This window comes from Hyphomicrobium denitrificans ATCC 51888, from assembly GCF_000143145.1.
In the GTDB taxonomy this organism is placed as follows: domain Bacteria; phylum Pseudomonadota; class Alphaproteobacteria; order Rhizobiales; family Hyphomicrobiaceae; genus Hyphomicrobium_B; species Hyphomicrobium_B denitrificans.
Genome location: NC_014313.1, coordinates 3,598,788 through 3,622,500, shown reverse-complemented (window position 1 = coordinate 3,622,500; position 23,713 = coordinate 3,598,788). Strand labels below are relative to the sequence as shown.

Genomic DNA, 23,713 nt, shown 5'->3' with positions numbered 1-23,713 from the left:
CGACACCGACTTCCGCCGCCGCGTTCACCCCGGCGACGCGCTGGAAATGTTCTTCGACATGAAGGACGATCAGTCGACGGAAGGAAATCCGGGTGAACTTCTCTACACCGCGATCAGCAGCGGCGGCTCGCTCTACAAATTCTACCGCTTCCGTTCCGCCGACGGCGTGATCGATTTCTACGACGCGGACGGCAACAACTCGAAAAAATTTCTCATGCGCAAACCGGTTCGCGGCGACGAAGTCCGCCTGACATCCGGCTTCGGCGTGCGGTTTCACCCGTTGTTGAATTCGCGCAAGATGCACACCGGCGTCGACTGGGCTTGCTCGCCCGGCACGCCGATCATCGCCGCCGGCAACGGCACGATCGAAGAGGTCGGGCGCAAAGGCTACTATGGCAATTACATCCGCATTCGCCATGCCAACGGCTACCAGACGGCCTATGGCCACATGAGCCGTTTCGCCGACGTTCACCCCGGCATGAAGGTTCGCCAAGGCCAGGTGATCGGTTTCGTCGGATCGACGGGCTTGTCGTCAGGCCCGCATGTGCACTTCGAGGTGCTGGTCAACAGCCGTTTCGTCGATCCGATGTCCATCCAGGTGCCGCGCGAGCGCAAGCTCGAAGGCAAGGATCTCGCCGAGTTCGAGAAAGAGCGCGCCCGCATCGAAGAGCTGATGCACCGCGCGCCGGTCATGACCGCAAACAAGTAGCCAGCTTCTCGTTATCGGCGCTAAGCGGGAGACCAATCCCCACTCCCGCGCACGGGAAAAGTTTACTCCGGACTCAGCATCGGCGCGCACATCCATCCCCTCTCCCCGCACGCGGGGAGAGGGCTAGGGTGAGGGGCAGCCGCTTGCACGATCGTCCGCGCCAGTCCTGATTTGCATCCCAGCCCGCGCTCACACCCATCCCGTCGCGTAGTAGAGCCCGATCACGAACGCGACCGCGAGCGTCTTGATGCACGTGATCGCGAAAATATCCTTGTACGCCTGCACATGCGTCAGCCCCGTCACCGCGAGAAGCGTGATGACAGCTCCGTTGTGCGGCAGCGTATCCATGCCGCCCGAAGCCATCGCAGCGACGCGATGCAAAACCTCGAGCGGGATCCCCGCCGCGTTCGCCGCCGCGATGAACTGATCCGCCATCGCCCCGAGCGCGATGCTCATGCCGCCCGAAGCCGAGCCCGTGACGCCCGCAAGCGTCGTCACCGTGACGGCTTCATTGATCAGCGGATTCGGAATGCCCTTCAGCGCGTCGGATATCACGAGGAAACCCGGCAGCGCGGCGATCACCGCGCCGAAGCCATACTCCGACGCCGTATTCGTTCCGGCGAGCAACGCGCCTGCGACCGCATCCTTCGATCCTTCCGCGAACTTCACGCGAATAACCCGCCACGCGAATATAACGACCACCAGAATGCCGAGGAGAAGCGCCCCTTCGACGGCCCAGATCGCGGTCATCGCGCCGACATCCGCAATGACGGCTTTGCCGCCTGGCGTAAGCACGGCCTCGAATTTTTCCCCGTAAACAGCGGGGATCAACAATGTCAGCAGTTTGCTCGCAACGCCGACGACCACGAGCGGCAAAACCGCGATCAGCGGGTTCACGGATTTCGCATCGGAGTCGGCGGCAGCAACTGGCTCGTTCAGATGGTGTTCGCCATAGCCTTCGCCGCTTGCGAACGCTTTGCGGCGACGCCAGTCGAGATACGCCATTCCGAACGCCAGGATGAAAACAGATCCGAGCGTGCCGAGCACGGGCGCCGCCCACGCCGTCGTCCGGAAGAATGTCGTCGGAATGATATTCTGAATTTGCGGCGTTCCCGGCAGCGCATCCATCGTGAACGTGAACGCGCCGAGCGCGATCGTCGCCGGGATAAGCCGCTTCGGAATGTTCGAGCTGCGAAAGATTTCAGCCGCGAACGGATAGACCGCGAACACGACGACGAACAGCGACACGCCGCCGTACGTCAGGAGCGCCGCGACGAGCACGATCGCCAGCATTGCGCGTTCAGCACCCAACAGCGCAATCGAACTCGCAACGATGGCGCGCGCGAATCCCGAGATCTCGATCAGCTTGCCGAAGATCGCGCCGAGCAAAAAGACAGGAAAGTAGAGCTTCAGAAATCCAGCCATTTTCTCCATGAAAAGGCCGGAAAATACGGGCCCGACCGCGTGCGGATCGGTCAGCAAGACTGCGCCCATCGCAGCAACCGGCGCAAACAGGATGACGCTGTAGCCGCGATAGGCCGCAAGCATCAGAAAGGCGAGCGCGCCAACGGCGATCAGCAGACTCACGAATTTCCCTCGAGGCAGCTTGCGGCGAGCTTAGCGCGGCAGAGCTTCATCGGCACGAGATTTCGCGCACCGCATCGCTCCATCAAAAATCGCCGCGACATGCGCAGCCTCAACGTGCGCCGAATTTCGAACTCGCTGAGCACAACCGCACGGCAACGCGCACCGCAAATTATCGCCGCATTAACAAACTCGTATCGGCGGGGATGGTATCGTTACGAAAGATTCGCTCGACACCAGCGAACAAGATGAGGGGATCCAGCCAATGAAAACATTTGCACGAGTTGCGATCGTCGCCGCGGGCATCGGTCTCGCGCCGGTGGCCGCCAACGCCGGCGAACGCGTCACCGACGCAGCCTTGGGCGGCCTCGCGGGCGCTGTCGTCTTCGGACCGGTCGGCTTGGTGGCCGGCGGTGTGATCGGCTATACCGCAGGCCCGAAAATCGCCTGCAAAATCGGCGCGAAACGCTGCTACCGCCGTTCGCACGCACGCCGCTACCGTCGCTAGACGGAACGGCCGTTCGAACGAAGGAACAAAAAAACGCCAGGGTCGAGCCCTGGCGTTTTGCGTTTCAGTCGCGCTCAAAGCAGCGCGCATCTCACCACCAGCACAAGCCGATGCAGTAGGCGTACGGCCGGCGATATGCGGGGGCCGCATACGGACGCGCATACGAACGATAATAATAGTGGCGGCGGCCGTAATGGCGGCCACGCCAGGCGCGATTGTGACGCCAGTGGCGATGACGCCAGTGACGGTGCCGCCAGTTTCCACGATTCCAGCGATGATGTTGGCGCCAGCCGCGATGACCGACGTAACCGCAGCGGCGATAGCCGTCGCGCCACCAGCAGCGATAGCGAACGTCCTGAACCGCGCCGACCCGATCTGTCTTCAGCGCGAGAAGACCGGTCGGAAGCTGCGCGGCGCTCGCGCGCGGAGCAAAGCCCCCAAATGCGAGCGCCATCGCGCAACAGAGCGCGACCAGCGAAAGCAATTTTCTCATACGAAATACCCCTTCTAGACAATGCCTGCCGTCCGCATTGCCCCGTTTCCGCGGCAGGTCGGGTTGATACTGCATCTAAGGAATACCGGCACAACCCGTAATCTGAGTTGCCAGCGTGGCTTGCGCTCTCTTGTGCGCACGGTGTGGCAAGTGAGCGTCACCCGGCTCCGGCACGAAACTATTCGAACGGATGCGAAGAACTGAGCAGCGCGACGAGTTCGCCTTGGCGATGCGTCCCTGTCTTGGTGAAAATACGGGCGAGATAGGTCCGGCCAGAACGCTCGGTGATGCCGACAGCCTCCGAAGCTTTCATGACCGAATTGCCAGCGACGAGGGCGGTCGCGAATTTTGCTTCCGCCGGTGTGAGATCAAACAATCCTGTGAGAACCGCCGCCGAAGGCACCAGGGCGGACTTTCGCGGCATGCTGACCGCCACCACCATCTCGCCGCCCGGAAAAATGTCATGCGCTGTCCGCCGAAGGGGAACGACATGCACGACGCAGGCGCTGCGCTCTCCCGTTTCCGGGATTGGAACCGAGCGAACCAATGCTTGCCCGCTTGCAGCTTTTTCGACAGCTTCCTGGAACAGAATATTGGCGCCCGCATTGGCGATCATCAGACGACCGAACGCGGCCGGCATGAAAAGACCCGCAAGCTTTTCAAACAGCGAATTGGTCGACATCACGCGGCCCGACTTCGTCAACACGGCAGCCGGCAAGCCGATCAATTGCAATGCAGCTGTGGTCGCGGCCGCCCGCACCAGGCCGAGACGCGCCGCCATCAGCCCGGCGCGCGCGAGATGCGGATAGAGCAAGTTTAGCGCATCGACGTCGCTACGGCCGTGCGGATCTTTGCACCCCCACTTATCGAAGGAATAGACCACCATCTCGCCAGTCGGCATCGAAATGGCAGCACTGATTTCGCTATCGAGACCGACGGCTAGGCGGTTGGCTCGGCACGGATCGGTCGCCAAGAGATCGTCGGGAAAATAGTCCTTCAAGATGACGAAGCCCGACGGCGGATGTGTCAGCGTATGCGACGCTCGCCGGCTATCACGCCAATGAACTTCGCAGAACGCCCGGATGACGTCGTAGATAGCGGGCGTTCCTCTGAACTGGATCGGCTTCACTTCGTCGAATACGACCATGAGGCCCGAAGCTGAATCCGCGCTCTCCGCCACGCGCTCAAGCACGTCGATCCAGCACTCCGGCTGAAACGCCGCCTCGTAAATCCGGTCGATCAAATCCTCACGCATTCTGGTGCAATTCCGCAACGCGAACATGAAGATCGAGAGCATGCCGCCTATCGACGGCGTACACAGTCATCAAACGCTGACTGCGCAATCGAAACTCTAAGTTCATAGCTCACAAATGTAGGGGATTGCCAACAACCGGAACCGGCGAGGGATGATGAACAAGGTCCAGACGACGCTACTTGCATTCGTCGCAATCGCAGCAGGAAGCGCCAGCGCCGTGCGCGCCGGGGAGCCACACGGTCCCTATGGCACCTTCGACTGGACGGGCGCCTACGCCGGGCTTCAAGCTGGGTACAGCTGGTCAAGCGCGCGATATTCCGATGACACATACCTCTCCGAAGCAAATCCTGAGGGTTTCATCGGCGGCGGATACATCGGCTACAATTATCAGCTGCCAAGCCGTCTCGTGCTCGGCATCGAAGCCGATATCGTCGGCTCCGGCATGGATGGCAGCGACGGCCAAAGATACCTCGACGATCCATCCGTCTCGATTGCCGGTGTCGAATTGGAAATGGAAACACGATGGAGCGCCGCCGTTCGCGGACGCATCGGCTACGCCTATGGCCGCTACCTCCCCTACATTGCGGGCGGCGTCTCATTCACCGACTACGAATTCCGTTGGATAGATCACGTCAACGCAACCGTGCCTTTCAAGCGCGAACAGTCGCGCACGGGCTGGAACATCGGTACGGGCGTTGAGTACGCCGCCAACGATTGGGTGATCGTAAGAGCCGAATATCGCTACACCGACTTCGGCACCGATCACTTTCCGAACGACTTCGCCGGCCCCTATTCCAAGATGGAGCTGCAAACTCACGACCTGCGCCTCGGCGTCGGCGTGAAGTTTTAGTTCGCTGACTTCGCGGACTGCTCCCAGCTTCCCAATAAAGAAAACAGCAACAAGGGCCGTCCCCGGCGGCCGGCTGCGCGGAGCGCAGTCGCCGGGGACAAAACATCAAGCCGCGGCTTTCACTGGCCAGCCGTTGATCGTCAGGTCGCCGTCGCGAACGGACACGACGACCGTGTCGCCGTCCTTGACGCCGCCCGCAAGGATCTGCTCGGCGAGCGGGTCCTGCACGTGACGCTGGATGACGCGCTTCAGCGGCCGCGCGCCATACGCCGGATCGTAGCCCCGGTTCGCGAGCCACGTCTTGGCCTGCTCGTCGACTTCGATCTTGATCTTGCGATCGACAAGCAGCTTCTGCAGACGCGCGATCTGGATATCGACGATCTTCGTCATCTCGTTCCGCTGCAGACGGTGGAACAGGATGATGTCGTCGAGACGGTTCAGGAACTCGGGCCGGAACTTCGTCCGGACCTCCGCCATCACCTCCTCGCGCACGGCTTCGGTGTCCTCGCCTTCCTTCTGGTTGACGAGATATTCCGCGCCGATGTTCGACGTCAGCACGATCAGCGTGTTCTTGAAGTCGACCGTGCGGCCCTGCCCGTCGGTCAGCCGTCCGTCGTCGAGCACTTGAAGAAGCACGTTGAACACATCCGGATGCGCCTTCTCGATCTCGTCGAAAAGCACGATCTGATACGGCCGCCGACGCACCGCTTCGGTCAGCGCCCCACCTTCCTCGTAGCCGACATAACCCGGAGGCGCGCCGATCAAACGCGCGACCGAATGCTTCTCCATGTACTCCGACATGTCGATGCGGATGAGCGCCGTGTCGTCGTCGAAGAGGTAGCCTGCGAGCGCTTTCGTCAGCTCCGTCTTGCCGACGCCGGTCGGGCCTAAGAACATGAACGAGCCGATCGGCCGGTTCGGGTCCTGCAGTCCCGCGCGCGCACGCCGAACCGCCGTCGAAACCGCGACGACCGCTTCCTTCTGACCGATGACGCGCTTCGACAGCGCATCCTCCATCTTCAGAAGCTTGTCGCGCTCGCCTTCGAGCATCTTGTCGACCGGCACACCCGTCCAGCGCGACACGACGGCCGCGATCTGATCCGGCGTGACGGCCTCTTCGACCATCGCGCCTTTGCCTTCCTGCGATTCAATCGTCGAGAGCTGCTTCTCAAGCTCCGGAATTTTGCCGTAGCGAAGCTCGCCCGCACGTGCGAGGTCACCCCGGCGCTGCGCTTGTTCCAGCGCGTTGCGCAGGTTGTCGAGCTCTTCCTTGATCTTCTGCGCCGAACCGAGCTTCTGCTTCTCGCTTTCCCAGCGCGCCGTCATCGCCTTCGACTTTTCCTCGAGGTCCGCGATAGACTTTTCGAGGCGCGCCAGCCGATCCTTCGACGCCGCGTCCGTTTCCTTTTTCAACGCTTCGCGTTCGATCATCATCTGCATGAGATCGCGATCGATCGCGTCGAGTTCTTCCGGCTTTGAATCGACCTGCATCCGGAGACGCGACGCCGCTTCGTCGACAAGGTCGATGGCCTTGTCGGGGAGAAAGCGATCCGTGATATAGCGGTTCGACAGCGTCGCGGCCGCGACCAGCGCGCTGTCGGTGATGCGCACGCCGTGATGCAGCTCGTACTTCTCCTTCAGGCCGCGCAGAATCGAGATCGTGTCCTCGACCGTCGGCTCGGATACGAAGATCGGCTGGAAGCGGCGAGCCAGCGCCGCATCCTTCTCGATATTCTTGCGATACTCGTCGAGGGTCGTCGCGCCGACGCAGTGCAGCTCGCCGCGCGCGAGCGCCGGCTTCAACAGATTGCCCGCATCCATCGAGCCTTCGGTCTTGCCCGCGCCGACGATGGTGTGCAGCTCGTCGATAAACAGAATGATGTTGCCGCCCTCGGCTTCGACTTCCGAAAGAACGGCTTTCAAGCGTTCCTCGAACTCGCCGCGATATTTCGCGCCAGCAATCAGCGCGCCCATGTCGAGCGACAGCAGCTTTTTGTGCTTCAGGCTTTCCGGAACGTCGCCCTTGATGATGCGCAGCGCCAAGCCTTCGGCGATCGCCGTCTTGCCGACGCCGGGCTCGCCGATCAGAACAGGATTGTTCTTCGTCCGGCGTGACAGCACCTGGATCGTGCGGCGGATTTCTTCGTCACGCCCGATGACCGGATCGAGCTTGCCCGTCGCCGCGGCCTCGGTGAGATCGCGCGCATACCGCTTCAAAGCATCGTACGCCTGCTCGGCATTGGCGCTGTCGGCAGTGCGGCCCTTGCGCAGCTCGTTGATCGCAGTGTTGAGCTTGTCGGCCGTGACACCCGCATCGCGCAGCGCCTTCCCGGCATCCGTCGACGGATCGAGCGCCAACGCCAGCAGAAGACGTTCGGCGGTAACAAACTTGTCGCTGGCCTTGTCGGCAAGTTTCTCGACGGCATCGAACAGCCGCGCCGACTCTGGCGACACGTAAACGCCACCCGAACCGCCGGTGACTTTCGGCTTCTTCGCAAGCGCCGCTTCGACACTCCGAAGCGCGGCGCGCGAGTCGCCGCCTGCCCGCTGTATAAGACCGCTTGCGAGGCCTTCCGGGTCATCGAGCAAAATTTTCAGGAGATGATCGGGGGTAACCTGTTGGTGATTTTCACGCAGCGCCAGCGACTGTGCCGATTGGATGAAGCCTTTCGCGCGATCCGTGTAGCGTTCGAAATTCATGACTGACCTCCAGCGCACGCCCCCCGCCCACCAGGCGCGAAAGACATGCCAATTTATTCCCACCTCAAGCGCGGCCAAAGACCCAATCGTAGGCGTCCCTCCGGGCTTGTCTTTTGGCGATATAGGAATCCGGCGCGGCGCGAAAAAGAGGTCGAGGCAAGTGAAGGCCGAATAACATCCGCGGCATGTCGGACGAACCCGGGGGGGGGGGGGGCGGCGACCTCGAGACGCCTAATGCAATGTCGTTAAAGGTTCGACGACGGAACCGATAGAAATCGCGGCGTTAACCGAAGCCTCGGCGGCCGCTGCCACCCGCGCCGTCGCAAGGCGCGCACGAAAACGCCCTGCCGGGACAGATCGCATCGTCGTCGATGCGATAGGCCTCGAGGCAGGGCGAATGGTCGTCTGCAGATGCTGTGCGCGTCTCAGTCCTGGTCTTCGTTCGCCGCCGGCGGCGTTGCGATGACCTCGGTCGGCTCCTCGCGACGCGGACGGCGCACCGGACGTCTCAGGAACGCAGGCTGCTCCTGCTCCGGCGTCACGGCAGGTGGCGGCGGAGGCGCTGCACGCTCCGTCGCTGCCGGTTGCGCCTGGGGCTGCGGAGCCGGAGCAGCGTCCTGGCGGAATCCGCCGTTGTTGAATTCCCGCTCCGCGCCGTTGCCGTTCGAGTCCTGATAGCGCTCGCGACGGCGGAAGCCGCCTTCGGAGCGCCCCTCGCCGCCGTTGCCGTACTGGCGGCGATCGTCACGGAAGCGGTTCTCGCCATTGCCATTGCGGTCGTGGCGGTCGTTCCGGTCACCACGATCGCCTCTGAAATCCTGGCGGTCGCCGCGATCATGCCGGTTGTTGTTGTAGCGCTGATCGCGATCGTTCCGCGGCTGGCGGTTATCGCGGTTATCCCGGTTATCGTACCGGTTCTGATGATCGAAATTGCGCGGCTGCTGAGCGTAATTCTGCTGCGGCGGCTGCGAGCCGTCGCCGGCCGGCTGCTGCTGTTGCTGCGCCTGGACGCCGAACTCGTCGCCCTCATCCTCGCCGAACTCGTCGCCGTCGCTCCCCTCGGGACCGGCCAGCGTGTGCGTGCGGGCAGCACCGTTGCCGAGCGGATCGACACCGCCCTGCTGCGCCATCTGCTCGCGATAGCTCAGGATGATGCGGTTATAGTGCTCGGCGTGCTGGAGATAATTCTCCGCGAGGACGGGATCGCCGGACGAAAGCGCATCGCGCGCGAGCGAGACGTACTTCTCGGCGATATGCGAAGGCGTGCCACGGATTTTGACGTCCGGCCCCGAACTCTCGAAGCTGCGCATCAACGGATTTTGCGATTTGCGGTTGTTATTATTGTTGTTTCGACCGCGGCCACGACGGTTCTGCTGTCCTTGCCTCATGGGCTCCCGTTCACACTCGTTGATATTCTAACGTCCACGCGTGCACACCAGCGATGGGCCGCGTAATGGATCCTACGATCCAATTCCATTTCAAAAGACGGTCCTAAGTCGCCTGTGCCCTACAGGCTGTAGCCCCTTGGCTCTCATGCCCGCCACCCGGGCAAACTACCGTGTCCTCGCCACGACGGACTGCAACGCACGTCCAAAGCATCTGCAAGGAGCGTCTGTGCAGCACTCGCGGTATCGAGAAAAGAAACTCGAGGTCCGCCATTCAGCGGACACTTACGTCCGCGAAATTTGCGCTGATGATCTGAGATAGGACGGCCGGCTTCTTGTACCGCATTCGCGGCAGTCGCCTGATCCAGGCACATCCGATCAAACTCGTCGGTAGTGATCTTACTCCGGAAACGCAATTCCGCAAATAGAAATCATTGAAGCCCTTAAGGATGTATCTCCACGGCCACAGCACGATCATGGCCCCCGAGATCCTTTTGCCGCCCCAATGGCCTCCACCCTGCCGCTCTAAAAATATCTGTCACGTCAGAGGCTTGACCGGCTCCAACCTCCAGCACGAGCCGCATCGGCCGAAGCGGATTGCGGGCAACTTTCGCGATCTCGCGATAAACGTCCAGGCCGTCCGCTCCGCCATCCAGAGCAAGCTGGGGATCGTAGTCGCGAACCTCTGGCTCCAAACCCGGAATATCGGCTTCTCGAATATAGGGTGGGTTCGAGACGATCAGATCAAAAGGCCCAGCGCACCCATCGAGACTGTGTGTCGCAACGAAGCTGGTTCGATCGGCAAGCCCAAGCCGCTTCGCATTCCGTTCCGCAACAGCCAGCGCCGCCGTGCTGATGTCCGTCGCGACGCCGCGTGCATTCGGCAATTCGAGAAGCAGCGTCGCGATCAGGATGCCGGAACCCGTCCCGATGTCCGCGATCTGAAGCGGGGCCGACGTAAGCCCGTTCGCGCGAACGATCTCCAACGCAAGCTCGACGACCGTCTCCGTATCCGGCCGGGGATCGAGCACGTCCGGCGTGACGATGAATTCGCGGCCATAGAATTCGCGCACGCCGAGGATGCGCGTCACAGGCTCATGCGCCAGCCTTCGACGCACGGCATCGCCGATCAGCGCAGCCTTGTCGCCAAGCGGCTGTTCTGGCCGGGTCAGCAGCGCCGTGCCGTCGATCCCGAGCAAACCCTGCAGCAATAAGCGCGCATCTCGCGGCGCGGACTCGATCCCTTCGGCGGCGAACATGCGCACCATTTCAGCCAACGCATCGCCGATCGTCTGATCGCGTTCGAAGCCCTGATGCGTTTGTGCGGTCACGATGGTCGGCCCGTCATGCGGCGTTGAGTTCGGCCAGCATCGTCGCCTGATGATCGGTGATCAGCGCATCGACCAACGCATCGAGCCCGTTGCCGACCATGACCTCATCGAGATTGTAGAGCGTGAGGTTGATGCGATGATCGGTGACGCGTCCTTGCGGGAAGTTGTACGTCCTGATCCGCTGCGAGCGATCGCCGGAGCCGACCTGCGACTTGCGGGCGTCCGAACGCTCCGTCGCCGCCTTCTCGCGTTCAAGCTCATACACGCGCGCCTTGAGCACGTTCATCGCCAGGCGGCGGTTCTGATGCTGCGATTTTTCCGCTGATACGACGACGATCCCGGTCGGCAGATGCGTGATGCGCACCGCGCTTTCCGTCTTATTGACGTGCTGACCGCCGGCGCCGCCCGCCCGCATCGTATCGATACGGATGTCGTCCGGCTTGATGTCGATCTCGACGTCCTCAGCCTCGGGAAGTACCGCAACCGTCGCGGCCGACGTATGAATGCGCCCGCTCGCTTCCGTCGCGGGCACGCGCTGCACGCGGTGCACACCCGATTCAAACTTGAGCCGCGCGAACACGCCCTCGCCTGTAATCGAAGCCACGATCTCCTTGTAGCCGCCGAGATCGTTTTCCGAAGCCGAGATGACCTCGACCTTCCAGCCTCTGAGATCGGCATAGCGCGAATACATGCGAAAGAGATCGGCCGCGAACAGCGCAGCCTCGTCGCCGCCCGTTCCGGCTCGCACTTCGAGGATCGCGCTTTTCTCGTCCGCCGCGTCTTTCGGCAGAAGCGCGATGCGCAACTGCTGTTCGAGTCCGCCGATGCGCTCGGCGAGAGCTGCGCGCTCCGCATAGGCGAGATCGGCCATGTCCTTGTCGGCCGAAGGGTCGCGAAGCAGCTGCTCGAGATCGGCGCTTTCAGCTTCGGCCTTGCGCAACGCCTCGATTTGCGCGGCAGCTGGCGACAGCTCCGCGAATTCCTTCGTCAGCTTGACGTACTGAGCTTGCGACACGCCATGATTGAGCTCGTCCTGGATCGCCATCCAGCGCTCGAAAAGGCGGTCGAGTTTATCGCGCGGCAATGAAGTCATGATGTCCGATGATGCAGTCCGTGTGGGCCGCGATCAGACGACCCCGGCGCTCTCGGGCGCATCTAATACGAACCGCCTGCGATCCGCAATTTGTCGGTCCGGCGCAACCGGGGATCATTCACGTCGATCCAGCGCAAACCATCCTGAACCGGCGCAAAATGCTCTTGAAAATAAACGCTGACATGACCGACGGCCGAGCTGAACGGCTGCGCGACGACCTGCAGGATCGAGGCGTTGAAAAACAGCAGGATGAACAGCGGCAGCGACAGGGCGTAAAGCGCGCGCTGCGGCCGTTCGCGGATTTGGTGAATGGCGTCCTTGGGCAGCCTGCGGGCACCGCTCGCGATAGCCGATCCGGCCCGGAAGAAATGCCGCGCCTGCGGCTCGTGCTCGTCGTCCACGTGCTCTTCGGGCTCGTCCGGCGACGGCTGAAGCGTCATGATGAGATTGCCGATGGCGTTCAAAACGGGGCGCCCATCGACGCCCGCCATCGACGTGTAGCCCATGACGATCTGAACCGTCTGCGGCCACGGCGGCAGGTATTCGACCTGTCCGGTTTCCAGCGCTTCGAGAACGCCGGTGTGCACTTTGAGATAATGCGCGGCCTGCGGCAGCGTCAGCCGCAACGCGCGGCGCAAATCCATGAAGAACCGTGCGATCAGCTCACGGTCATGCGAAACTTGTACTTGATTTGAGAACTCGCTGCGATCGCGCGCCGTGCGCTCCACCCGCACACGGCCGCCGACCGAAACGTTCCGCCCAACGCCTCGACGCATACACAATCCGGCACTACGCACCGGTCCCTCAACCCTCACCCCAATGTTGGTTAAAAAAGTATTTTTGTCAAAGGCTTTTCAAGCGCATCAGCCGTCGATGGCGACGCCTTCGTTTTCGGCAAACTGCTGCAAGGACATGCGTATGTCTTTAGCATCCCCTTTGAGAAGTTCTTCGACGTAAGCCGTCGCTTTTTCCGCATCGAGCGACAGGATCATCGTCTTGATCGGACCGATCGATGCCGGCGCCATCGACAGCGAACGCAGCCCAAGCGCGATGAGCGACATGGCTTCGAGCGGACTGCCCGCCATCTCACCGCACAGTGTGAGCGGCACCTTGTGCTTCTTCGCAGCCTTGATCAGCATCCGGAGCGCGCGAAGAGGCGCAGCCGTCAACACGTCGAACCGGCTTGCGACACGCGCGTTGGTACGATCCGCGGCGAACATGAACTGCATCAGGTCGTTCGAGCCGATCGACACGAAATCGACCCGCGACAGAAACGCGTCGAGATCGAACAGCAGCGCCGGCACCTCGAACATCGCCCCGACAAGGATGTTGCTCGGAAGCTGATGCCCATGCGTCGTCAGGAACGTCTTTTCTTTTTCGATCAAGGCCCGGATCGCGCCAAGCTCATAGGACGCCGAAACCATCGGGATCATGACCCTGAGTTCGCGTCCGGCGGCGGCCTTCAGAAGCGCACGTATCTGCAGGCGGAAAAGCTCCGGCCGGTCGAGCGACATGCGGATCGCACGCCAGCCTAGAGCTGGGTTCTCTTCCTTCGGCTGCCGGAGATACGGCAGCACCTTGTCGCCGCCGATATCGAGCGACCGGAACACGACCGTCTTGCCCTGCGCTTCCTCGATCACCGAGCGATAAAGCTGCGTCTGCCGGTCGAGCCTCGGAAAGGAATCCGACAGCATGAATTGCAGTTCGGTCCGGTAGAGCCCGACGCCATCGGCGCCTGACTCCGTTAGATGCGACATGTCGACGAGCAGCCCGGCGTTCATAAGCAGCGAAATGCGAATGCCGTCCTTCGTCACCGCCGGACGCCCGCGCAGCGACTGATAGCGCTTCTGCTTGCGCGCCCGGAACCGCACCTTGTCGGAATAGGCGGCAATCACCTCATTCGTCGGCCGCAGATGAACTTCGCCCGCGACCGCATCGATGATCGCGGCGTCGCCGGCCACAACGCGATCGACGATCCCGGCCGCTTGTCCGATCGCGGCGATACCCAGCGCCTTGGCGACGACGGCGACATGGCTCTGGCTCGACCCGTCCTCGACGATCAGGCCGCGCAGACGGCTGCGATCGTAATCGAGCAGTTCCGCAGGCCCCATTGTGCGCGCGACGAGGATGACCTCGGACGGCAGGCCGCTGCCGTCTTCCGAACTCTTGAGCCGCCCCGCGAGCACGCGCAGCAGGCGATCTGAGAGATCGTCGAGATCGCGTTGCCGCTCCTTCCAGTAGGTGTCGTGCTGCTTCAGCATGCGCGTGCGCATGGCGTTCTGCACGCGCTCGACGGCCGCTTCCGCCGTCAACCCGCCCTCGACCGCTTCGCGCAAGCGCCGGTGCCAGCCCTTGTCGTGCGCGAACATGCGATAGGCTTCGAGCACATCGCGATGTTCGCCGACCGCCGAAAGATGTTCATGCTCGAACATCTCGTCGATATTCGCCTGCAGCTTGGTGAGCGCCGTATCCAGCCGGTCCATTTCGGCGACCGGATTGTCAGACAGCAAATGCGTGACGACGATGCGCGGCTCGTGCAGCACCACGTGCCCGAGCGCGATCCCTTCCGACAGAGGTTCGCCCTCGATCGCCATCGGCTGCGACAGCGAACCTTCGAGCGCCGCACCGGTGCCTGCGACCGCGCCGGAGACGAGATTTTCGGCGACGACCATCGCCGTCGCCTGCAGCACCTCGACGTCCTCGTCGGAATATTCCTTCGACATCCGGTTCTGGATGACGAGCACGCCGAGCACCTGGCCCGAACGCGAGATCGGAACCGCCAGCAGCGAGTGATAGATTTCTTCGCTCGTCTCAGGACGGTAGGAAAACGCCGGATGGCTCGAAGCCTCGGGTTCGTTGACCGTTACGCCAAGCTCGGAACAGCGACCGACGAGCCCTTCCCCGCGCTTCATCCGCGTCTTGTGAACGGCAGACGGATTGAGCCCTTCGGTCGCGAACAGCTCCAGCGAGCCATCCTGACGCTTGAGATAGATGGAGCACACATCGGCGACCATGACGCCCGCGATCTGGCGCACGATGCGATCGAGCTTGTCCTGGCCCTCGCCGCCTTCGGACATGATCTCGCGCAAGCCGCGCATGATCACCCGGAGCGAGGTTTCGCTCGGAAGCGGTCTTGGATCGTTGGGCCGCGCGATCATGCTCTTCGTACCGCCCGCCCGCCCGGACGGTCCATAGGGGCTAAGAACAGCGCGGCCGAAAGAATCCGCGCTCAGTCGCTGTCGAGACCATAGACCGTGTGCAGCGTGCGCACGGCAAGCTCGGCATAGACAGCATCGATCAATACACTGATTTTTATCTCGGATGTCGAGATGGCGTGGATGTTGATGCCTTTTTCGGCAAGAGTTTTGAACATCTGCGCCGCAACACCAGCATGACTGCGCATGCCGACGCCAATCACCGAGATTTTCACGACGTCCGCCGAGCTTTTGACGTCGAAGTGGCCGATGTCGGCTTTCGCCTTCTTCAGAACATCGAGCGTGCGCGGCAACTCCGAAGCCTGCACGGTGAACGTCATGTCGGTGTGCTTCCCGTCCGGCGTGACGTTCTGAACGATCATGTCGACGTTGATGCTTGCGTCCGACAACGGCCCGAAGATGCGCGCCGCGACGCCCGGCTTATCGTCGACCTTCAGAAGCGTCACCTTGGCTTCGTCTTTGGCATAGGCGATGCCGCTCACGACCTGCTGTTCCACGATCTCATCCTCGTCGCAAACGATAGTTCCGATATTCTCGACGTTGTCGGGTCTGTAGGGCTGCATCGCGTCCGGCGCGACGAAGCTCGACAGAACGCGCGTCTTCACCTTGTAGACCATAGCCAGCTCGACGGAGCGCGTTTGCAGCACCTTCGAGCCGAGCGACGCCATTTCCAGCATCTCTTCATAGGATACTTTGGCCAACCGCCGTGCCTTCGGCACGATCCGCGGATCGGTCGTATAAACGCCGTCGACGTCGGTGTAGATATCGCAGACGTCCGCTTCGAGCGCGACCGCGATCGCAACCGCACTCGTATCCGAACCGCCCCGGCCGAGCGTCGCGACGCGATTGGAAATCTCTTCGATGCCCTGGAAGCCGGTGATGACCGCAACCTCTCCACCGTCGATCTGCCGTTTGAGATCGGCGCCCGGGATATCGATGATGCGCGCGGCACCATGAGCCGTGTCGGTTTTGATCGGCACCTGCCATCCGGTCCAGGAGCGCGCCTTGAGACCCATGGCTTGCAGCGCCAAGGCCAGAAGGCCTGCCGTCACCTGCTCGCCGGTCGCGACGACGGAGTCGTATTCGCGGGCGTCGTAGAGAGGCGAAACTTCCTTGACCCAGGCGACAAGCTGGTTCGTGACGCCTGACATCGCCGAGACGACCACGGCGACCTTGTTGCCGGCGTCGACCTCGCGCTTGACGTGCCGCGCCACGTTCTGGATGCGCTCGATGTTGGCGACCGAGGTGCCGCCGAATTTCATCACAACGGTCGCCATCCTGAGTGTCTGTCCTGCACTTGCTATAGGCTCGGACGGGCCCAGATAGGACCTGTGAAGCCTTAATTTCTGGATTGAGTCCCGGCTTCTTAGCGGCTCGCGAGCCCCCGGGCAACTATCCAGGGGCCATCCCAAAGACGAGCGGGATCGTGCCGCGCTTGACAAGTTCCCCGCGCCGCTGGCGACTAGCCGCAAACCGGAGCCCGAAATGACCGCCGCATCCCGCCAGCACGACGATCCGACCCCTGCAAGCGCGAACCTCGATCCCGAGGAAGTGCGGCGCTTTTCCGAGATCGCTTCCGAATGGTGGGACCCGAACGGAAAATTCCGCCCCCTGCATCAGATTGGGCCACCGCGGCTCTCGTTCATTCGCGATCAGGCCGTCGCCCATTTCGGCCGCGATGCAAAAATTCTGAAACCGCTCGCCGGTCTGACGGCGCTCGACATCGGCTGCGGCGGCGGCCTCGTCGCCGAACCGCTGACGCGAATGGGCGCGACGGTTACGGCGATCGACCCCTCGGAGCGCAACATCGCCATCGCCAAAAGCCATGCCGAGGCGCAGGGCCTCGCCATCGACTATCGTCCGGTCCGCGTCGAAGACCTCGTCGCCGAAGGCCGCACCTTCGACATCGTCGCCTGTCTCGAAGTCGTCGAGCACGTTCCTGATCCGCAAAAGTTCATTGCCGAATGCGCGAGCCTCGTCCGTCCCGGCGGACTCGCCGTTTTCTCGACCTTGAACCGCACGTTGAAGGCATGGGCACTGGCGATCGTCGGCGCCGAGTACGTTCTGGGCTGGCTGCCGCGCGGCACGCATCAGTGGGACCGGTTCGTGACCACCGACGAGCTGCGGCGCTACGCCGAGACCGCCGGCCTCACCGATCCCCAATTTGAAGGCATCACTTACACGCCGCTACGGGATGTATGGGCTCGCAATCCCGACACGGACGTGAATTATCTGATGTCCGCGAAAAGGCCGTTGGCCGCCTGAACGGCGGCCCAAATCGAAGAGGGACGCGCATGTTTCCGATCGGCGACGACGACAGTGCGCTGAGGACCACGCCGGTCGTCACCTACGGCCTGATCGCGATCAACGTGCTCGTCTTTCTCCTGGAGCTGAATGCCGGAGACCAGTTCATTCAGGATTGGTCGTTCATCCCGAGCCGCTTCAACGACGACCCCGCCGGCAACCTGCCGACGCTCTTGACCGCCATGTTCATGCATGGCGGCTGGATGCATCTCTTCGGCAATATGCTGTACCTCTACATTTTCGGCGACAACATCGAAGATCGCTTCGGCCACGTCCGCTTCCTCGCGTTTTATCTCGCCTGCGGCATCGCTGCGACGTTCGCCCAGTATTACGTCAACAGTGGCTCCAGCATTCCGAACGTCGGAGCCTCGGGCGCCATCGCAGGCGTCCTCGGCGCTTATATTCTGCTGTTCCCGCACGCGCGCGTCGACGTTTTCGTCATCCGCCAGATCGTTTCGCTCCCGGCGCTCGCAGTCATCGGCTTCTGGATCGTGCTGCAGCTTTTCAGCAGCGTCGGCTCCATCGCCCGAACCGACGAGACCGCCGACGTCGGCGGCGTCGCCTACATGGCGCACGTCGGCGGCTTCGTCGCAGGGCTTGTGTTGGCGTTCCTACTCGGCGGGCGCGGCGGCCCGTCGCGAACTATCTGACGAGCGGCAATCCGCCTACGGGCCAGCGTCTTTGTCGGTGCTGCTTCCAGGCTGTGGAGATCCTCACCCAAACCTTGGAACCGAGAGATTCATTTGTTACTCCCAAATGAATGATCCTTTCGGAGTAGTCCCAACATGGGCACGTACCGACTTTTGCTCGCTGCAATGGTCATGTCGTCCCATATCGGGTTTTTACCCGTGGCCGGTTTCAACCAAGGCCCCGTCGCCGTCATCTCGTTCTATCTGATCAGCGGCTACGTGATGACGATGCTGATGCAGAAGCATTTCTCGACAGTCGGCCGCGTTCCATTTTTCTACATCGACCGCGCAGCGCGACTTCTGCCGCAGCTCTACTTCTACATGCTCATGGCGCTGCTGCTCGTCAGCATTGCAGCCGTTCCCGTCGAATACCTATCGAAGTGCAACGCCAAAACCGTCGCGCTCAATTTTTTGGTCGTGCCGCTGGATTTTTTCAATCATTGGAAGCCGCTGAGAGATGTCGGATATTGCCAGCTTGACCCGCCCGCTTGGAGCATCGGTCTTGAAATAACCTTCTATCTTTTCGCTCCGGCAATCGTTCTCTTACCCAAGCTGACGCGCGTAGCAGCCGTCATATCAATCGCTATTTTTCTTTATGCCTGGCTTGGCTTCGTACACGTGTTTGTCTTCGGCTACTCACTGTTGCCGGGCACACTTTTCATGTTCTTGGTCGGCGCGTCATTCGCGAAGCCTGACCTGATCCACAGGAAGCTGCCTCTGATCGTCTGGCTCTGCGCAGCCATCATTTCCGCGGCCGTCTGGAATTTTCCGGCGTTGGCTGCCGAACCGCTGAACTATGAGATCCCGATCGGTCTTATTATCGGAATTCCCGCGTTAGCCGCGCTGTCCCGGCTCGCAACGCCGGATAGCGCCTCGCGCTGGTCGGCGCTCTACAGGCTCGACGGGCTTCTAGGGAATTACAGCTACGGCGTATTTCTCAACCACTACCTGCTCATCTGGCTAGCCCTGCTAGCCGGGATCAACCTTGGCGATCATCTCGTCGCCTTCGCCCTCGCGTCGCTTGCACTCTCGGCCTTCAGCTTCCACGTTATCGAAGCGCCCGCCCTCAAGCTGCGACGCGCATTCCGCTACAAGACCGAAACCACCACGTATTCAACCTTTACCAAAAAGCGCGCCGATTGGCCCAATCTCCGTGGGGGCGAACCGGTGGGTCAGCGGCACGTCACAGCGGGTCGCCAAGACATTCCTCAGACCTGAATTGCTCGGTGACTACGCAACTGAGCGAATCCGCCAAGGCCATGTCGTGGAGGACCACACATAAATGACGCGCCCGGCTTGACCCATGGAGAGAGCTGTGGTGATAGCAGGGCTCTGAAATCGGGGAGCGCCGGTCCGAAAATAATGGACGGCCGCGCCATCCTCGATTTATTGCTTTGTAAACAAAGCCTGTGCCGCCTTAGCTCAGTTGGTTAGAGCGCTAGATTGTGGATCTAGAGGTCCCCGGTTCAACTCTGGGAGGCGGTACCATCCACCTTTGCAAGCCCGCCGTCACTTCTCGCCCGCCGCGTTGAGCCGCTCGAGAATGATCCGCGCGATATCATCGTAATCGCCGCCGAAGTGGTGCCCGCCCGTCCGGCCGATGCGCGTCGCCCCATCGAGCTCCGCCAGCGTACACCCGGTATTGTTGTCCTTCTGCTCCTCGACGCTATAGACGCACATGACGCGCGCCTGCGGCAGCTGCGCCAAATATGGTCCGAGCGGAATATCGGCCGAAGAATTCAACCCCAGCCAGCCCGCCATCGACATCTGCAGCCGCGCCACAGGCTCCAGCCCGAGCATCGCGATCAGCTTGATCTGGTCTTGTGTCGCCGGTGCGAGCTTCGGCCACGTCAGCGGAATGATGCCTGCCCCGAAGGAATATCCCGCGAGCGCGAAGGATTTCACACCCCAAGCGGGTCCATAGTGAGCGATGATGCGATGGATGTCGGCAGCAATCGTCTGTGGCTCCTTCTTGCTCCAGAAGTAGCGCAGCGCATCGACGCCGATCACTGCGACACCATCCTTGGACAGCAGTTCGCCGAGCTGCTTGTCGATGTCGCGCCAGCCGCCGTCGCCTGAGAAAAAGATCAAGAGAACTTTTGGATGCTTCGCGGGAAGCTCCACGAGCGGCAGATCGCTGAGCGCCGCCCCCGTCGTCGCCGCAACCTCAAAGACGGCCTTGATCGCGGCATCACGTCCCGCTTTGTCGCCGGCAGGCGCAGCAATCGCCTGCGAGCCTGGGTGCGCATCGAGAAACGGCTTGAGGCTTGGCTCACCGGCGTTTGCGGTGACGGCGATCCAACGCCCCGCCAATTGCGCAGGCTGATAGGTGAACGTCTGCGTACCTTCGCCCGCCGACGACGTTACATCGCAAAAGGGTTTCGCCGAAGCGAGCGTTGGTGAGAACCCGAAGCTCACCGCACCTGCAAGTGTGTTCGACGGCGCCTGCGCCAGTCCGAGATAGGCCACCACACCGCCATCGCCGATGCCAAGCAGAACCGGCTGTTGCCAGGTCGCCATGCCGATCTGCCGCTCGGCCATACGCGCGAGACTTTCCAAATCACCGAACAGATCGATACACGCTTTGGCGCTGCCGGAGGCTTGCAGAATGGACCGCATCGCGGTCGCATCGATGACCGCCACGGCAGCGCCGCGATCGGCAATCTCCGTCGCGATCTCGCGAGCAGCGGACGAAGAATCATTCGGATCGCTGAGCAAAATGACGAACGCGGAGGCAGAGGTCTTCGGCGTCACGACTTCGACGCTTCCGAAACGCGGCTGCGTCACAGTCGTCGCCGCCATGGCGACGTTCGCAGTCAGCAGCGCCTGTGCACCCAAGATCGCCGCAAGCGCAGACATGCCGAGAACGCCCTTGGGCCGAACGCTAGGCGTCATGTCGCTGACGCTCCGCGACCACGCGCTGCGGACTTGAGCTGATCAATCCCGCAATATCGAGCAAGGTTTGCGGCAGACGCAGACCGTGCTCGTACGCGAGATACTTCGGCCGCCATTCCGGTTTGAACTTGCTCTTGAAAATGCGCACGCCCTCGAAGTTGTAGAGCCTGTCGCCGTAACGGAAGAACAGCCCGGCGAGCCGCGCCCAGCGCGACGCAAGCCGATGCTCGGGCAGACCGGAGAGCGGCGCCATGCCGAGGTTGAACCATTTGTAGCCCTCAGCCTTCATTTGCTCGAGCAGCATCACGACCAGATAATCCATGACGCTCTCCGGCGCATCCGGCACATGCCGCATCAAATCGAGCGACGCCGTCGCCGAAGCGGGCTTACGCAAAACATTCGCGAACGCGACGATGCGATCCTCGTGTCGAACGACGGCGACGTCGTGCCGGCTGAGATAATCTTCGTTCCAGAAGCCGAGCGAAAACCCCTTTTCGCGACGCCCATGCACCTGCAGCCACGCGTCCGACACGCGCTTCAAAGCCGGAAAATAATTCGCGACATTCTCGGCTTTGACGATTTCGAACGACACGTTGCTGCGCTCGACGCGTGATTTCGTCTGCCTGAGCCGCCGCCCGACTTTACCGTCGAGCGTGAAGGCCTCGAGATCGACCCAGGCATCCTCGCCGAGCTTGATCAGCGAGAAACCCGCGTCGAGATAGACCGGCAGATTGTCGGCCGCGACCTGATAGAAAACCGGCGAACCGCGGCGCTCGTCCGCATTCTCCTTGAACCGCCAAACGAGGTCGGTGAGATCCGCGCCTCCGTTCGCGATCGGATCGCCCATCGCGACCCACGTCGAGCCGCGCACGTCGTACATCACGAAACCGTCGCCGCTTTGAGAAAACAGAAATCGCTTGTCGCCGATGAGCGCCAGCTCCGACGTGATCTGCGTCGATGCACCGACGATCGCCTCGACCTCCTGCATCTCGGACGGCGAAACGTGGCGCCGCTCGGGCGCAACCTTGTGCATCAGCTGATAGGCGGCGACGACGATGACGATGGTCGCCGCACCGAGCGTGGCGCGCAGGAACCGCGACGCGTCCTGGTGATACGCGAATTCCCACCACAGCGAATTGTCGTAGGGAATGCCGCGATAGATCGCGAGACCGATGAAGGCCGACGCGCTGACTGCAACCGCGACGGCAAGCAGCGACGACGCCGACGGGCGTCCCGCGAATACGCCGCCCTGGCGATAGAATTCCCGCCGTCCGACGATGAGCAAACCGGCCGCCGCGAGACAGATTGAGGCTTCCCCGAAATTCAATCCTTTCGTCACCGAGAAGATCGCGCCGCCGCCAAGCAGGAGCAGCGCCAGTTGCCATGCCGAGCGCAACCTGTGCGCCAGGCCGTTCGCGACGACGAGCAGGATCGTTCCGACGAGACTGGCGATGAAATGCGACGCTTCGACGAACGGCAGCGGAATGAAATTTCGCACGACCGCGATGCGCTCCGCCGGCAGCGTCCCCGCGACAAGCAGAACCAGTCCGCCGAAAAACGTCGCGACCGCCGCAAGCGGTGGAATGATCGGATCGAACAGTGCCGCAGTCTGACTGCTGTCCTCCTGCGCAACGCGCGAGCGGGCGCGCACCTCGTAGGCAACGAGCATCATCGCCGCGATGGTCACCGGCACGAAATAATAGACGAGCCGGAACAGCACCAAGGAGCTGACCAGTTCCGGCGACGGCGCACCCTTGGCGATGCCGAGCAGCACGATCGCATCGAAGACGCCGAAACCACCCGGCACGTGACTGAGCACACCGACAACGATCGCCAGCGAAAACACGACCAGAAACCCCGGCAACGTGACGGCGACGTCGTGCGGCAACAGCACCCACAGCGCAACGGCCGCGGCCGCGACATCCGCCATCCCGACGAAGATCGCGGCAAGCGTCGTGCCTGCTCCCGGCAATGGCAGCTGCCAGTCGCGGACGGCGATGACGGTCCTTTTGCGCGCCGAAATCGCCAGCCACAGCGCCAGCGCAGCCAGAATGGCAAGCCCAAGAATTCGACACGCCGCTGCATCCAGTCCGACCAGCGCCGCCACCAGTTCCGGATCGACGGCAAGGCAGATGCCGGCGATGGCGGCAAGTCCCGCCCAGAAGCTCAACGCGCAAAGCAGGACGACGGCCAGAACTTGATCGGTCGAAACCTTCCACGGCCGATAAAGACGCATGCGGACGGCGCCGCCGGTCAGTACCCCGAAGCCGAACGTGAACGTCACGGCATGGCTGATGAACGAGGTGATGGCGGTTGTTCGCAGTGGAACGCGGCGCGCTCCGACCAATCGCAATGCGATGAGATCATATCCGACGAGAGCGAGATAAGACGCAGCCGTCGCAAGTCCTGCGAGAGCCAGACGCGACAGCGGAAACGTAACGATCGTGTGACGGACCTGATCCCACGAGATGCTTTCGAGCGTCTTGTAGAGAACGGACGCAGCATACGAGAACGCCGCAAGCGCGACGATCGCCCCGACGAAAGACCAGTCGACGCGATCCCAGATCCCACGGTTGCCGCCGATCTTTTCACCGTCATGTTTCTGGTGCGCAGTCTGCAACCTGGACTCCCGAACCCGCGAGCCTTGCGCCCCTCGCGGCAAAGCTCGCCCTACTACTACTCTCCGCGTGAAAAAGCAGCCG

The 23,713-nt window shown here is 62.0% G+C and carries 18 protein-coding genes and 1 tRNA gene (1 of these 19 running past the window's edge); 7 read left to right on the top strand and 12 right to left on the bottom strand.

From position 1 onward, the window contains the following. On the top strand, positions 1-709 hold the 3' end of the coding sequence (locus HDEN_RS17530) for a M23 family metallopeptidase (RefSeq protein WP_013217488.1). Its footprint begins 1,319 nt before the window's first position; the window shows 709 of its 2,028 coding nt (coding positions 1,320-2,028); the start codon falls outside the window, past its left edge; it ends in the stop codon at positions 707-709. Between the two features lie 189 nt (positions 710-898). On the opposite strand, the gene HDEN_RS17525 is transcribed toward HDEN_RS17530, so the two are convergent. Further along, positions 899-2,296: a GntP family permease gene (locus HDEN_RS17525; RefSeq protein WP_013217487.1), complete on the bottom strand. Its 1,398-nt coding sequence runs from the start codon at positions 2,294-2,296 to the stop codon at positions 899-901. 262 nt (positions 2,297-2,558) lie between these two features. On the opposite strand from HDEN_RS17525, the gene HDEN_RS17520 reads away from it, so the two are divergent. Next, entirely contained in the window at positions 2,559-2,801 is a 243-nt protein-coding gene (locus tag HDEN_RS17520) for a hypothetical protein (protein ID WP_013217486.1), read from the top strand. A 91-nt stretch (positions 2,802-2,892) separates the two neighbouring features. On the opposite strand, the gene HDEN_RS17515 is transcribed toward HDEN_RS17520, so the two are convergent. After that, complete coding sequence (locus HDEN_RS17515; RefSeq protein ID WP_013217485.1) at positions 2,893-3,294, bottom strand: hypothetical protein; 402 nt, start codon at positions 3,292-3,294, stop codon at positions 2,893-2,895. Positions 3,295-3,472: 178 nt separating this feature from the next. Next, a complete protein-coding gene (locus HDEN_RS17510) occupies positions 3,473-4,549 on the bottom strand; it encodes a helix-turn-helix transcriptional regulator (protein WP_041922142.1) in 1,077 nt (358 codons plus the stop codon). 151 nt (positions 4,550-4,700) lie between these two features. Between HDEN_RS17510 and HDEN_RS17505 the strand changes: the two genes are divergently transcribed. Then, positions 4,701-5,399 carry an outer membrane protein gene (locus HDEN_RS17505; protein ID WP_041921723.1) on the top strand — a complete coding sequence of 233 codons (699 nt, stop codon included), beginning with the start codon at positions 4,701-4,703 and terminating at the stop codon, positions 5,397-5,399. Between the two features lie 105 nt (positions 5,400-5,504). On the opposite strand, the gene clpB is transcribed toward HDEN_RS17505, so the two are convergent. From clpB to HDEN_RS17470, 7 genes are all read right to left on the bottom strand, one after another. Then, entirely contained in the window at positions 5,505-8,099 is a 2,595-nt protein-coding gene (clpB, locus tag HDEN_RS17500; RefSeq protein ID WP_013217482.1) for an ATP-dependent chaperone ClpB, read from the bottom strand. A gap of 425 nt (positions 8,100-8,524) precedes the next feature. After that, positions 8,525-9,487, bottom strand: a complete 963-nt coding sequence (locus HDEN_RS17495) for a DUF4167 domain-containing protein (protein WP_013217481.1) — start codon at positions 9,485-9,487, stop codon at positions 8,525-8,527. Positions 9,488-9,927: 440 nt separating this feature from the next. Next, positions 9,928-10,815 carry a peptide chain release factor N(5)-glutamine methyltransferase gene (gene prmC, locus HDEN_RS17490; protein ID WP_013217479.1) on the bottom strand — a complete coding sequence of 296 codons (888 nt, stop codon included), beginning with the start codon at positions 10,813-10,815 and terminating at the stop codon, positions 9,928-9,930. 13 nt (positions 10,816-10,828) lie between these two features. Beyond that, positions 10,829-11,908 (bottom strand): peptide chain release factor 1, encoded by a 1,080-nt coding sequence (gene prfA, locus HDEN_RS17485; RefSeq protein WP_013217478.1) that lies wholly within the window; start codon positions 11,906-11,908, stop codon positions 10,829-10,831. A 62-nt stretch (positions 11,909-11,970) separates the two neighbouring features. Continuing rightward, positions 11,971-12,684: a helix-turn-helix domain-containing protein gene (locus HDEN_RS17480; protein ID WP_013217477.1), complete on the bottom strand. Its 714-nt coding sequence runs from the start codon at positions 12,682-12,684 to the stop codon at positions 11,971-11,973. Positions 12,685-12,771: 87 nt separating this feature from the next. Further along, on the bottom strand, positions 12,772-15,066 hold the full coding sequence (gene ptsP, locus HDEN_RS17475; RefSeq protein WP_013217476.1) for a phosphoenolpyruvate--protein phosphotransferase: 2,295 nt from the start codon (positions 15,064-15,066) through the stop codon (positions 12,772-12,774). A 71-nt stretch (positions 15,067-15,137) separates the two neighbouring features. Beyond that, positions 15,138-16,400 carry an aspartate kinase gene (locus HDEN_RS17470; RefSeq protein WP_013217475.1) on the bottom strand — a complete coding sequence of 421 codons (1,263 nt, stop codon included), beginning with the start codon at positions 16,398-16,400 and terminating at the stop codon, positions 15,138-15,140. Between the two features lie 208 nt (positions 16,401-16,608). Between HDEN_RS17470 and ubiG the strand changes: the two genes are divergently transcribed. From ubiG to HDEN_RS17450, 4 genes are all read left to right on the top strand, one after another. Next, a complete protein-coding gene (gene ubiG / locus HDEN_RS17465) occupies positions 16,609-17,388 on the top strand; it encodes a bifunctional 2-polyprenyl-6-hydroxyphenol methylase/3-demethylubiquinol 3-O-methyltransferase UbiG (RefSeq protein ID WP_013217474.1) in 780 nt (259 codons plus the stop codon). 29 nt (positions 17,389-17,417) lie between these two features. Continuing rightward, the gene (locus HDEN_RS17460; RefSeq protein WP_013217473.1) at positions 17,418-18,077 is read left to right on the top strand and encodes a rhomboid family intramembrane serine protease; all 660 of its coding nucleotides are present in this window, start codon (positions 17,418-17,420) and stop codon (positions 18,075-18,077) included. Between the two features lie 135 nt (positions 18,078-18,212). Next, positions 18,213-19,334 carry an acyltransferase family protein gene (locus HDEN_RS17455; protein WP_013217472.1) on the top strand — a complete coding sequence of 374 codons (1,122 nt, stop codon included), beginning with the start codon at positions 18,213-18,215 and terminating at the stop codon, positions 19,332-19,334. A gap of 193 nt (positions 19,335-19,527) precedes the next feature. After that, a tRNA-His gene (locus HDEN_RS17450) sits at positions 19,528-19,604 on the top strand. A gap of 21 nt (positions 19,605-19,625) precedes the next feature. Here the strand turns inward: HDEN_RS17450 and HDEN_RS17445 are convergent. Together HDEN_RS17445 and mprF are read right to left on the bottom strand one after the other, a co-directional pair. Then, positions 19,626-21,011 carry an AcvB/VirJ family lysyl-phosphatidylglycerol hydrolase gene (locus tag HDEN_RS17445; protein WP_013217471.1) on the bottom strand — a complete coding sequence of 462 codons (1,386 nt, stop codon included), beginning with the start codon at positions 21,009-21,011 and terminating at the stop codon, positions 19,626-19,628. Further along, positions 21,001-23,631: a bifunctional lysylphosphatidylglycerol flippase/synthetase MprF gene (gene mprF / locus HDEN_RS17440; RefSeq protein ID WP_013217470.1), complete on the bottom strand. Its 2,631-nt coding sequence runs from the start codon at positions 23,629-23,631 to the stop codon at positions 21,001-21,003. Before mprF ends, HDEN_RS17445 begins: the two co-directional genes overlap by 11 nt. Positions 23,632-23,713 lie beyond the last annotated feature (82 nt).

What these genes read in the sequence shown, in the direction of transcription:
- HDEN_RS17510 (WP_041922142.1), bottom strand. Translation starts at nt 4,549, where the DNA reads ATGCGTGAGGATTTGATCGACCGGATTTACGAGGCGGCGTTTCAGCCG.
- HDEN_RS17520 (WP_013217486.1), top strand. Translation starts at nt 2,559, where the DNA reads ATGAAAACATTTGCACGAGTTGCGATCGTCGCCGCGGGCATCGGTCTC.
- clpB (WP_013217482.1), bottom strand. Translation starts at nt 8,099, where the DNA reads ATGAATTTCGAACGCTACACGGATCGCGCGAAAGGCTTCATCCAATCG.
- HDEN_RS17455 (WP_013217472.1), top strand. Translation starts at nt 18,213, where the DNA reads ATGGGCACGTACCGACTTTTGCTCGCTGCAATGGTCATGTCGTCCCAT.
- HDEN_RS17495 (WP_013217481.1), bottom strand. Translation starts at nt 9,487, where the DNA reads ATGAGGCAAGGACAGCAGAACCGTCGTGGCCGCGGTCGAAACAACAAT.
- HDEN_RS17505 (WP_041921723.1), top strand. Translation starts at nt 4,701, where the DNA reads ATGATGAACAAGGTCCAGACGACGCTACTTGCATTCGTCGCAATCGCA.
- HDEN_RS17480 (WP_013217477.1), bottom strand. Translation starts at nt 12,684, where the DNA reads ATGCGTCGAGGCGTTGGGCGGAACGTTTCGGTCGGCGGCCGTGTGCGG.
- HDEN_RS17460 (WP_013217473.1), top strand. Translation starts at nt 17,418, where the DNA reads ATGTTTCCGATCGGCGACGACGACAGTGCGCTGAGGACCACGCCGGTC.
- prfA (WP_013217478.1), bottom strand. Translation starts at nt 11,908, where the DNA reads ATGACTTCATTGCCGCGCGATAAACTCGACCGCCTTTTCGAGCGCTGG.
- ubiG (WP_013217474.1), top strand. Translation starts at nt 16,609, where the DNA reads ATGACCGCCGCATCCCGCCAGCACGACGATCCGACCCCTGCAAGCGCG.
- ptsP (WP_013217476.1), bottom strand. Translation starts at nt 15,066, where the DNA reads ATGATCGCGCGGCCCAACGATCCAAGACCGCTTCCGAGCGAAACCTCG.
- HDEN_RS17445 (WP_013217471.1), bottom strand. Translation starts at nt 21,011, where the DNA reads ATGACGCCTAGCGTTCGGCCCAAGGGCGTTCTCGGCATGTCTGCGCTT.
- HDEN_RS17470 (WP_013217475.1), bottom strand. Translation starts at nt 16,400, where the DNA reads ATGGCGACCGTTGTGATGAAATTCGGCGGCACCTCGGTCGCCAACATC.
- HDEN_RS17515 (WP_013217485.1), bottom strand. Translation starts at nt 3,294, where the DNA reads ATGAGAAAATTGCTTTCGCTGGTCGCGCTCTGTTGCGCGATGGCGCTC.